Origin of the sequence: Pseudomonas fontis (genome assembly GCF_028656955.1) — a bacterium.
GTDB lineage: Bacteria > Pseudomonadota > Gammaproteobacteria > Pseudomonadales > Pseudomonadaceae > Aquipseudomonas > Aquipseudomonas fontis.
The window spans coordinates 25,667-36,795 of sequence record NZ_JAMDGY010000019.1 but is presented as its reverse complement, the minus strand read 5'-3'; the positions used below and the strand labels follow the sequence as shown (position 1 = coordinate 36,795).

Annotated in this window: 10 protein-coding genes; 1 reads left to right on the top strand and 9 read right to left on the bottom strand. The window is 59.9% G+C overall.

Going from position 1 to position 11,129, the window contains the following annotated elements:
* Nucleotides 1–480: 480 nt before the first annotated feature.
* Nucleotides 481–783, top strand: a complete 303-nt coding sequence (locus tag M5G11_RS07375) for a DUF3077 domain-containing protein (protein WP_273911478.1) — start codon at nt 481–483, stop codon at nt 781–783.
* 51 nt (nt 784–834) lie between these two features.
* Here the strand turns inward: M5G11_RS07375 and M5G11_RS07370 are convergent, their stop codons facing one another.
* The 9 genes from M5G11_RS07370 to M5G11_RS07330 form a co-directional block, all read right to left on the bottom strand.
* The gene (locus tag M5G11_RS07370; RefSeq protein ID WP_273911477.1) at nt 835–2,187 is read right to left on the bottom strand and encodes a DUF6687 family protein; all 1,353 of its coding nucleotides are present in this window, start codon (nt 2,185–2,187) and stop codon (nt 835–837) included.
* 90 nt (nt 2,188–2,277) lie between these two features.
* Entirely contained in the window at nt 2,278–3,699 is a 1,422-nt protein-coding gene (locus M5G11_RS07365) for an MFS transporter (protein WP_273911476.1), read from the bottom strand.
* Between the two features lie 100 nt (nt 3,700–3,799).
* Nucleotides 3,800–4,858: a bifunctional diaminohydroxyphosphoribosylaminopyrimidine deaminase/5-amino-6-(5-phosphoribosylamino)uracil reductase RibD gene (gene ribD / locus M5G11_RS07360; RefSeq protein ID WP_273911475.1), complete on the bottom strand. Its 1,059-nt coding sequence runs from the start codon at nt 4,856–4,858 to the stop codon at nt 3,800–3,802.
* Complete coding sequence (locus M5G11_RS07355; protein ID WP_273911474.1) at nt 4,855–5,511, bottom strand: class I SAM-dependent methyltransferase; 657 nt, start codon at nt 5,509–5,511, stop codon at nt 4,855–4,857. The genes ribD and M5G11_RS07355 overlap by 4 nt, the downstream gene beginning before the upstream one ends.
* A gap of 17 nt (nt 5,512–5,528) precedes the next feature.
* Nucleotides 5,529–7,217: a WD40 repeat domain-containing protein gene (locus M5G11_RS07350; RefSeq protein ID WP_273911473.1), complete on the bottom strand. Its 1,689-nt coding sequence runs from the start codon at nt 7,215–7,217 to the stop codon at nt 5,529–5,531.
* A 28-nt stretch (nt 7,218–7,245) separates the two neighbouring features.
* The gene (gene ribA / locus M5G11_RS07345; RefSeq protein WP_273911472.1) at nt 7,246–7,842 is read right to left on the bottom strand and encodes a GTP cyclohydrolase II RibA; all 597 of its coding nucleotides are present in this window, start codon (nt 7,840–7,842) and stop codon (nt 7,246–7,248) included.
* A 10-nt stretch (nt 7,843–7,852) separates the two neighbouring features.
* Nucleotides 7,853–8,884 (bottom strand): formylglycine-generating enzyme family protein, encoded by a 1,032-nt coding sequence (locus M5G11_RS07340; protein WP_273911471.1) that lies wholly within the window; start codon nt 8,882–8,884, stop codon nt 7,853–7,855.
* A gap of 76 nt (nt 8,885–8,960) precedes the next feature.
* Complete coding sequence (locus M5G11_RS07335) at nt 8,961–9,854, bottom strand: VOC family protein (protein ID WP_273911470.1); 894 nt, start codon at nt 9,852–9,854, stop codon at nt 8,961–8,963.
* Nucleotides 9,854–10,909 (bottom strand): methyltransferase, encoded by a 1,056-nt coding sequence (locus tag M5G11_RS07330; RefSeq protein ID WP_273911469.1) that lies wholly within the window; start codon nt 10,907–10,909, stop codon nt 9,854–9,856. Before M5G11_RS07330 ends, M5G11_RS07335 begins: the two co-directional genes overlap by 1 nt.
* Nucleotides 10,910–11,129 lie beyond the last annotated feature (220 nt).

Genomic DNA, 11,129 nt, shown 5'->3' with positions numbered 1-11,129 from the left:
TTTTGACACACTCTGGGCCGTTAGCAGCCCACTACAGAGAGCGAATTCAGCCGATTTCAATCCCTCGCGGCGGCCGCAACTGGCCGATGACAACCCATCATTCCGTATCGTGTTTAGATGACACTCGGCGTGTACCTAGCCAAATCGCAGTCCCCTTACCTCTAACACACGTCAGACATTTCCGAAATTCACCACCCCACCCTCCATAGCCTTGTAACCCAATTTCAAGGTCGCTACTCTCCCCCTGTCGCTGTCAATCCAGCGGCCGGGCTTGGAAACCTGAATCATCAAGGCGCAGCAGCGCCCTCACTCTGTATGCAGGCGCTTTTTTGTACCTGTATGCTAGTGCCATGGCGGCTGTGTGCGGGACACCTTCGGGTGTGCCGGTTTCCTTGATTCCCGGTTTTCCAGCCCGTGCACAGCTGCCACCCATTCGCCTGGAAACGAACGTGGCAGCTCCATCAATCAAGGAGCAACACCATGATAAAAGTCGTTCCTGACCCACCCCTCGCCTACACCTTCCCCGCACACGCGAACTTCGGCTCCTGCGACGGCAGCCAACCTCCCCTGTTCGCCGTTCGCGATGGCGTCGATATCGAAGACGCACTGGTCCACATCTCCGTCTTGCTCAGAGCTGCGTATGAGATCAATACGCAGGCCGTCGAGAAAGCCGAGGACAATCCAAGAGTATTGTTGTGGGGTTCCCAACAGTTAACAGAAATGGCCAAGTCGTTGACCCTTTCTGTGCTGGATGGAATTGAAGCGAGAAACGCAGTGAAGTAACACCCGCTCTGCGGCCGCAGACGCGGCCCCTCCGCACACAGCTGCCACCCCCTACCCCCCATCACTACCCAGAGGTGACCCGTTCCAAGCAATTGGCGCCACCGCCAGGAACTGCCTCAGTTCCACCAACAACGTGTCAATCGCATAACACGTAGCGCCTGCCCCCTCGTATTTCAACGCCGGAAAGATGTATTCAACACCGCTGTAGCGCCAAACACCCGCCGCGCGCTCATCCTGCTGCAACGCTTGCGCAAAGATCGACAAATCGCGACGCGCCCGAGGAATGCCTGACACACGCTCGACCCAACTCTCGTAGCGCTGACGAACCTCCAGCACTGCGCCGTGGACAATGGCCAAGACGCCACACCGCGTCCTATTGTGAAAGGCGATATTCGACAACCCCAGGTAAGGCAGTTGATAGTTCAATGGCGCCAGGCTGATCGCAGCAGGAAGGTGGAACACCGCCAGATCGACTTCCGGATACTCCACCAACTGCATGTCGTGGTGGCTCAATATCCGCTCGCTACGCTCAAGATGATCGAGGCCCTCAAGATAGCAGTGCTCGAAACGCTCGGTGCGCTCCAACACCTGCTCGACACTGGGTAAAACCGCTTTGTACCTGTGCAATAACGCGGTATCGGCGTCGATATTGCCCGGCAGTTTTACCTGGGCTGCCAAGGCATTGAGGGCAAAGGCGGTTTTCAATGCCTGAGGTGACCTACCCCGTGAATAGTCGCCAAGCCTGGCGACGTCGATCAACAACTGCTGATGTTTCATCGCGCTGGTGGGCGACAAAAACGCATAAATGGAAGCCAGCCCATCCAGGTCAAAGTGATCGCTGGTGACGGTCTCTGCGCCCTCTACGTTCCGGCCCTCCTTGAGGTAGCTGAACACACTTTGCGTCGACAGATTGGCCTTGTAGCGCTGAGGTGTCTTGTTGTCAGGCCAATGTGAAAGTGTCAGCAATGTCGACGCGTTATCAATGGAGTCCAGGGAAATATTCGGCACCTGCGCCGTATAGCCAAGTGGCAAATACCCGTAAGGGCTTTCACTGTTGATATGCACGGCCTGATCAGCGCCAGGTGTTGAACTGCGCGGCGATTCAGCGACGACTGCCAAGTTGCAATGGCCCGTGGCAATCGGTACATGGACCATTTCGCCATGGCTGCCCAAGCGATAGCTCAAGCGGGACAGGTTCTCTCGACGAATATCGGTAGGCCTGCCATTGATCAGGACGGCGCCGGGCCCCGCAATTGCATTGATCAAATCGATAAAGCGATTGTTGATGATGCCGATCGGTCGCCCGCCCAGCACTTTGACTTCAAGATTTCCCAACTGGTTCGCCACGTCGAGGTCTGCAACAAGCGCCGCAGCGGGCCCCGGCAATACGGACGGTAAATTCATCGTCGACTTTCCTTCGAAAGGCAGGTGCAGCGCCAGCTTGCGAGCTGGCGCTGCCCCCCTGTTGAGCGAATGGCCTGGATCAGTGAGCCGTCAAGCAGGGCCGAGCGATGCTTGCCCAGCTTTGCTTCGAATCACCGGCCTGACGGTGAAGAAGATCAGCACCGACAGCGCCGCGTACACACCAAACAGCCAAGCCGCAGCGCTGGACGCGCCAGCAACACCACCAGGCGACGAGAACCCGCCGAGGTTGACGATCATGCCGGCCAATGCCGCGCCAATCGCCGTAGCGATCAGTTGGACAGTGGTGATCGACGCCCCTGCCAGTTCCTTCTCATTCTCGGACACGCTCTCCAATACGCGCGTCAATAAGTGCGGCCAAGCCAAACCAATCCCGAGACCAATAACCAACATCCCGGCGCACACACCGACCACATTGAGTATCGAAGGCCCGGACTGCGGCACAAAGATAAACGCCAAGACCAAACCGGCGACGATGAAGACCGGCGCAATGCCAATTGCCCGGGTCACGGCAGTAGGCTTGAGCCCGGAGCTGTAAAGCGCGCCAATGGTCCAACCTGCCGCCATCAATGCACTGATGTAACCGGCCAGCAGTGGTGTCTGCAGATGCAGTACTTGCAAAAAGTACGGCACGAAGACTTCGCTGGTCATGCCGATCACCATCAAGCTCATGGAGAAATACAGCGGCAGCAATGCGCTGCGAGCAGTTAACGCACCCTTGGGCAACAGGCGCACCGTCGAACGCACTTCCACCCGGTAGACGAAGTACAACAGCAACAGACCGACCGCCACACCCAGCACGCTATACAACGCATCCGGCTTGATACTGCCGACCGAAATCGCCAGTACCACGCCACTCAAGAGCACCAGCTGCGCCAGCGGTATGCCGACACGTGGGGGCGTCTCGGCGCTTTTCTTCGGCAGCATCGACCATGCCACCAACATGAACAACGCAGTGACCGGGATCAGTGCCCAGAACGCTGCGCGCCAGGCGTCGTACTGGGCGAAAATGCCGCCCACCGCCGGCCCTATCAGCGTAGCCGCGCCCCACATGCCAGAGATCAAGGCCATGGCCCGCGGCCACAACGCCTCGGCAAACACCAGGCGAATCATGGCGTAGGGCAGCGCGAACAACAGCCCCCCGCCCAGCCCTTGAATCGTCCGGCCAAGGATCATCACCGCCATGTTCGGCGACAGGCTGCACACCGCGCTGCCAATGGCGAAGATCACCCCCGCCCAGACATAGGCAGCCCTCGCGCCCAAGCCCGCCAGGCACTTGGTCGACAGTACCGAGCCGATAATCGAGGCCACCACGAACAATGTCGTGTTCCAGGCGTAATAGTCGAGGCCGCCGATATCAGCGACCACTGAAGGCAATATCGTTGTCACCAAGTAGACATTGATTGCGTGCAGCGCAACGCCCCCAGCCAAGGCCGCAGAGCGCAATCCGTTCTTCCCAAGCAGTAATGCTGACCATCCTGTCGTAGATCTCATCCTGATACACCACGTCTGATTTAGCGTAAGGTCTGTCTATTACAAAACAAAAACCTTGCTTAATTATTTGCCCGCTCTATAAACCGGCAACTTCTGTCGATTACGCCGGTTCGCCTATCACCGGCCTCAAACGCAGCCGCAGGTTTTCACCCACCAGGCATTGCTCGACAATCGATAATTGCCGGGTCTCGGTCAAACTTTCGAGCCCTTTGATTTCCAGCATTGGACACTCATCACTGTGCAAGGACAGGGGCGCGACATATGCCAGCCACTCATCCACCAGGTCGGCAGCTGCCAATGCGTCGCACAACTGCGCACCAGCCTCTACCTGGATCTCGTTGCATCCCTCCTCGGCCAGCAGCGTCATGATCTGATGCAGGTCCAGGCGTCCATCCTTCAGCCCAACCTGGCGAAAACGCACGCCGCCAGGCGGCGCGCCCCGTGGTACGACTGCCGGCCCATGCACGATCAGGGTCGCAGCCTCGCCATCCCGCACATGGGCATCGGTAGCGCCGGCAAGGTGCTGGTCCAGCACCACCCGCAGCGGCGCGATGAACGCCACCTGTGGGTCCGGCAGGTACACGGTCAGGCTCGGGTTGTCCGCGTGCAGCGTATCGCTGCAGGTGAGCACGGCGCAGGCCCGGGCACGCCAGGCCTGCAAATCGTCCCAGGCGGCGCGCCCATCCAGGTTCTTGGCCAATCTCACCCGAACCCACGGTCGCTGACGCTCGATGCGAGAGAAGAAACCCTGATTCAACTCCCGCGCCTCAGGGCACGGCAGGTGTTCCACCACCACCCCAGCAGCGCTGAGGCGCGCCATGCCCTGATTGTCGTGCTGGGAGCGGTCGGCGCTGGCGACCACCACCCGCGCCACCCCGGCAGCAATCAAAGCATCGACGCAGGGCGGCGTTCGCCCATGGTTCCCGCACGGCTCCAGCGTGACATAGGCGGTGGCCCCACGTGCCGCCTCGCCGGCGTCACGCAAGGCATTGACCTCGGCATGGGCCTGCCCCGCTCGCTCATGCCAGCCCTGGCCCAGCAGCGTGGCGCCTTTGGCGATCACGCAGCCAACGCGGGGGTTGGGCGTCGTGGTGAACGCCCCCCGGTCCGCCAACGCCAGCGCGAGGTGCATGAATGCCCGATCGCGCGCCAGGCTCATGTGCGAACGAGTGCCAACAGGTAGACCGCCTCGCCGTGCTGGCGCTCGATCACTACCAGGTCCTGCCAGGTAAAGCCGAAGTGCTCAAAGGTTTCGCGCACGCCCTGCTCAGTGAAGAAGTAGCCCTGGCGCTGGTTGTCCATCTCGCGCCAACCCGGCGCGGGGTTGCTCGCATCCACGCCAAACACGTTCAAGCCGATCAGCGCCCCCGGGCGCGTGCACTGACGGATAGCACTCAGGTAGGCCTCCCACTCATCCGGGTGTTGATGATGAAAGCAGCCATTGTCGAGCACACCGTCGAACAACTCGCCCGCAGGCGGCTGCCAATCCTGCAGGGCGCTGCACACCAAGGTCAGGCGATCCCCCCAGCGCTTGCGCAACAGCGGCCAGCTGGAGTTCTCGACGATATCCAGGCCGGTAACACGGTGCCCGGCCAGGATGAATTCCGAGGCATCGCGCGCGCGGCCGACCCCGGCGTCGAGGATGTTCTGGTTGGTCACTGGCCCCAGGGCCGCCAGGAATACCCGGGCAGCCTTGGCCATGCCGATATCCCACGACCACTCATCTTCACCATGGGTATAGCGGTGCACAAACGACGTGTTGAGGGCCCCACGGTACGTCGATACATCCATGAATTGTGCTTGCTTGCTCATATCAGACAGTCCTTGCTTCAAGAGACGCGGCGGGTAGCGATACCGTAGATCTGGCCATCGTAGGAACTGGCCAGGAAATCATTGCTGGCCAGGCGGTGGGCAATGCAGGAAATGCCGCTTGCAGTGGGCCGCTGAACCTGCTGCCAGGAGCGGCTGGGCAAGTCGAACAGGGCGATGGTGCCGCTGTAGTTGGCAGTGGCAATCACCTCACCATCGGCAGAGGCGCAAATGCACTTGATCGAGTTGCGATGCGGCGTGTCGTACACCTCGTCACCGGTCTCCAGCCACAGGCGCAACTTCAGGTCGCGGCCAATGCTGGCAAAACCGCCATTGACCCGGCAGCAACCGTTGGAGATACGCGTGTGGGCATTCTCGATATGCCGTGCGCAACTGAAGTCGTCGATGTTGTGCAAGGCGGCCGCAGCCGAGGCGCACACGCTGAACAGGTGACGTTCGTTGGCTGCCACGCCTTTGATCGCGTTGTCATGCATCGGGATGGATGCCACCAGTTCCAGGCCGTTGTCTCCATTACTGGCAAACACCAGGCCTTCGCCGGTGTAGGTGCCAATCAGCGCATGCAACTGGCCGTTGCGCTCAAAGGTGGTGCCGCAATTGAGGGGCGAGCGGTGTTGATAAAGCAGGCGCCCGCTGAGGGCATCGAACACCTGGCCCATCTGCCCGCCGGTCAGCAGCAATTGCCCGAATGGCAGCAGGAAGTTGCACAGGCTGCCAACCCCGCCCACTGGCTGGTTGTCGCAGAACAGCAAGCCGGCATCACCGATGCTGTATTGCTGCCCATTGCTGCTGACCACGGCGTTGATGCTCACCGCCGGCTGGATCCCGTCCACGCTCCACTGGTCGTTTTCGTAATCCCAGGTGGCGTAGCGCGAGCCGAAAGTGGCGAATACCAGGGCGTCGCTGCCGACGAAGGCGCAACTGCGCGGCCACACGATGCTCGGCAGATTGGTGCTGCGCAGGCGCTCCAGCTGTTGGCCGTCGAAGCGCCAGAGAATTGCCAGGCGGTCATAACTCAAGGTCACCAACAGCTGCTTTTCGTCGTTCCAGACGATGCGTTTGATCCCGGCATCGTGGGCGCTGATCGAACGAATCTCGCCTTGGTGAATGATCGAGATGCGCCCTTCGTCATCACCGGCAAACACCACGCCCGCACGGGTAATGGCCACGGTATCGGTCTCGACCCCGCCGATGTCGACCTCATCGCTTTGCTCGAAGGTCGTGGTATCCCACTGGCGCACGGTACCGTCATCGCTGCTGGAAATCAGGCGCTTGCCATCCGGCGACCAGACCACGGAAATCACGTCGGCCTGATGCCCCTGGCACATCCCCTTGAGGTTGCCGTCCAGGTCGAACAGACGCAGTTGATGATCGCGCGAACAGGTGGCGACCAACGTACCATCAGGCGAGAACACAGCCATTTCCACGTCGTCGTCATGCCCGGACAGCACGCTCTTGAGGCGCATGCTCGGCACTTCCCAGATACGCGCGGTGTAATCGCTGCTGGCGCTGACCAGGTACTTGCCATCGGCGCTGAAGGCGCACTGGTTAGCCAGGTGGTCATGGCTGACACGGTGGATTGAGTGACCGGTGCGCGCATTCCACAAGATCACCTGGTTGTCATAACCGGCGGTAGCGATGAATTCGCCGGCATGCGCGGCGACACCACTGATTGGGCCTATATGTTTCATCAAAAAGTCCTTTTTCTGAAGAATGAAATCACAGCTTGATGGTGTGGCTCGACTTGCTGACCTTGGAGCGCAGGTAGTTGTGATTGTGCTCGGTCAGGAACACCCCGGTCGGCACCGAGTTGACCACGTCGATCCCGCCATCACGCAACTGCTGGACCTTGTCCGGGTTGTTGGTCAGCAGCCGGCAGCGGTGCACATTCAGTGCACGCAGCATGGCAACCGCCGGGGCGAAACTGCGCGAGTCTTCCGGGTGGTTGAGCTCCAGATTGGCCTCGTAGGTGTCCATGCCGGCGTCTTGCAGCAGGTAGGTTTCAAACTTCGAGTACAGGCCGATACCGCGGCCTTCCTGGCGCAGATAGATCAGGTAGCCGCCTTCGGCATCCAGTACCTTCAAGGCTTCCTGCAACTGCGGGCCGCAATCGCAGCGCTGCGAGCCGAACACGTCACCGGTAATGCACTCCGAGTGCACCCGCACCAGCGGCACCTCGCCATCCGGCTGGCCGGCCCTGACGGCGAAGTGTTCGTTGTGCTTGTCAAAGCCCTTGAAACCGAAGAAATGGGCCTTGACCGAACCCCCAAGAATGGAGATAGGAACTTGCGTATGAAGCGTTATTGAAGTGTTCATGGCTGAATCTCTAGGCGAGTGAGGCGTTCTGGTCAAAGTGGTTTTCTACCAAGCGGAATCCCATGACATAGATGGGGCGTGGATAACGTCCATGTCGGCGCTGGTTGCGCGCAAGATCCCTGAAGCGGGTGAAGCTGCCTCCACGGGCGATCCGGTGCTGACCCACATCCAGCACCAGGTCATCTTTAATCTCAGGCCCGCCCGGGTAAGCCCGATAATCGTCGGCCACGTACTCTTCCACGTTGCCGGCCATGTCCAACACGCCAAACATCGAGGCGCCCTCGACAAACACCCCTACGGGCGTCGTCGTCAGCAGCCCCAGTTCGAGGGTATTGGCGTACGCGGCATTGAAGGTTTCGCCCCAAGGGAACTGCCGCCCCTGTGGCCCTGCAGCGGCGTACTCCCACTGGCTTTCGCTGGGTAGCGCAAACGCGCGCCCGGTGCGGCGGCTCAGCCATTGCGCATAGGCATCGGCATCCACATCACTGACGCTGTAAACCGGGTGGTTTGCCTGGTGCTGGGGATAACGGCCGAATGCCCAGCTGGTAGGCAGGAACGGGTAACCGGTATCGAGCAGGAAGGCCCGGTATTCGCTGTTGGTAACCGGGTAACGGCCAATGCGATAGCTCGCCAGGCTGACCCGATGATTGGGGGTTTCCTTCTCGATCCAGCTGCGGTCCAGGCCCAGCCCGGCAAAAGCCGACATGACCGCGTCGACACACTGCGGCGCCAGGCCGATCTCGACCTGCGCTGGGGCAATATCGCGCATCACCGGGTTGAACACATCGATACGCGGGTCACCCTTGCAACCCAGTACGTCACCGGCGGCGATACGCCGGACCAGGGTTTCACCGGGAGCTTCGACCATGCGCAGCAGGTGGTCGATGGACAGGCTCATCAACTGCCCGGTGGCGTCGGCAATTTGCCGGATCAGTTCATATTCGACGTAAGCCTGCGGGTAGCCCATCAATTCCCGGTCAGGCACGTTCTTGGGCAAGGGGCTCGGGAGCGTCGGCCAATGGCCCGCTTTTTTATTTGTCATAGGTACACCTTTTTCCGAGCGAACAGATCCACGGCCGAGCACGAAGCCCGTCCGTAGTGCATTGATCAGTCAAGTATCAGAGTTGGTCGAGCAGCAGCCTTCGATTGGTCTCGATCATCTCGATTTCGCTGGAGTAAACCTCAACCACCAACCCATCGGGATCTTCGAAATACACGGCCGTGCGCACGTTGTCCGGACCTTGGTGATACCCCGGAGCCGGACCGTTGCCCTTTACCAGGACAATGTTGTCGTCGGCAGCGACCTTGTCGGCGATGCGTTGGACATCCTCTGGTAGCGCCCGAATACCGATGTGATAACCCGCGGGGTAGACAAAGTCCGAACTCTGCTCGATAAAGAAGTCGAAACCGTTCAACTCCATCACCACTTTGCGCGGCCCCAGGTTGTAGCAATAGCGGGCACCGAAGATCTCGCGATAGAACGCCTGGGAGGCTTCCAGGTCGCGAGTGAGGATGTTGATATGGGCCAATTGCGGCCGTTGCGATTCCAGGGCGGCGGACTCGATGGACACGCCCTCCAGGGCGCGCCACATCTTGATCGCCGCGGCGAACTTGGAGAAGCCGGCCAGCCAGGTTTTTACCGCGCCCGGGGATACCCCCGTCTCTTCCACCAGCAACCCATGGGGGTAGATGAAGCAGGCGCCGTAGTGCAGCAGCGTCGCCCTCAACGGTTCGTCGACAGGCTGGCCTGCCCCGCCTTCGGTGAGGCGAACAATGCTTACGGCCTTGTTGCGATAGCCATCGCTCAATGCCAGCAGTCGGGCGTTCAGCGCGGCGAAACTGTCTGCGGCCGACACCAACACGATGACCCCGTCAACCTCGGGCAGCGGGGTGTCCTGCACGGCAGCGCAGATGTCAAAACCGGCACTTTTCGCACAGCTGTTCAATTGCTCGATAAATCCGCTCAAGCTTGCTGCCGTCTCTGCGCAGTGCAGGGTCACAAAGCGCAGCATCAGGCAGCCCTCCCCTCAGTGCGACGACCGATCAACAGGCTGTAGCGCCCGATCGATTGCTGGTGCACTTCGAAGCCCTGGGCAGCCATTTGCTCGGCGATCCATGGGGTGGGGTGCAGTTCACCGTGAACCGTGTTGACCATCATGTGCAGGGAGAAATCCGCCGACAGCGCCGGGTGAATTTCATCATTATCCAGGGTCATGCTCAGTACCAGCAACGAACCACCGTCGTTCACCAGTTGCGCCGCCGAGCCAAGCAATGCACGGGTTTCTTCGCGGGTGAAATAGTGCAGGCAGTCATTGACCATGATCACGTCGGCACCTTCACCCTGGTAGCGGGCCAGGTCCAGCAGGTTGCGTTCCTTGAATGTCAGGCGACCTGCCAACTGGTACTTCGCGACGGTGCTTTCAGCGGCCTGACGCGTGGCGGCCAGGTCCCAGATCTCGCCCTGGACCTGCGGATGGCGCCGGGCGATTTCAGCGATGTAGGTGCCGTGCCCGCCGGCCAGGTCGATGACCTTTTTCGCGGTGTCGAAGACCGGCAGTTCCTTGAGCACATCAACCATGGGCTGGCTGAAACGCACCATCGCATCGTTGAAGGCATCGCGAGCGGCGATGTCGTGCTTGAAGCGGTTCTCTTGCTGGAAATCCATGGACTCGGCGCTGCCGAGGATCTCCCCCAGGCGCGGCCAGTTCTGCCACTGCAAGCGCTGGTGCGCAATGATCGGGCCGATGAACTCGACGCTGCTGCTGACCAGGAAGCGCTGGGCCAAGGGTTGGTTGGTGTAGGTGTCGGCGGTTTTTCTCAACAGACCCAGGGCAACCAGGCCATTGAGGAAGATTTTCGCCTTGTTGGCGACCCAGCCCAATTGCTCGCTGATGGCCTGTGCGCCAGTAGGTAAAGCGGTGTGATCGAACAGTTTCTGCGCGACGGCGAAGTGGAGGATGGCGGACTGTCGATACTGGTCGGAAAGCTTCACCAGGTCGACCACGCTGTTCAAGGCCGTAACCTCGTCAGCGTGCTCATAGATAGTCGTCGGTTTTTGCGCAGTCATACAAATTTCCTTCCTTGGATGTTGTTATTTTTTTGCAGCCACCAAGCACTCATTGCTTGGGTACAGCGTGTTGTGAACGGCCAAAATGGGTAGGCGAATGAAGGTGACGTCAGTTGACGTCAAAAATAGCTAGCTACGATCGTAGTCACGATCCCGATAAAAGCAAGTAATCGCTTTTATAATTATTTGTCTCTCGTGGCGTGGTACCTATTCCAATCAT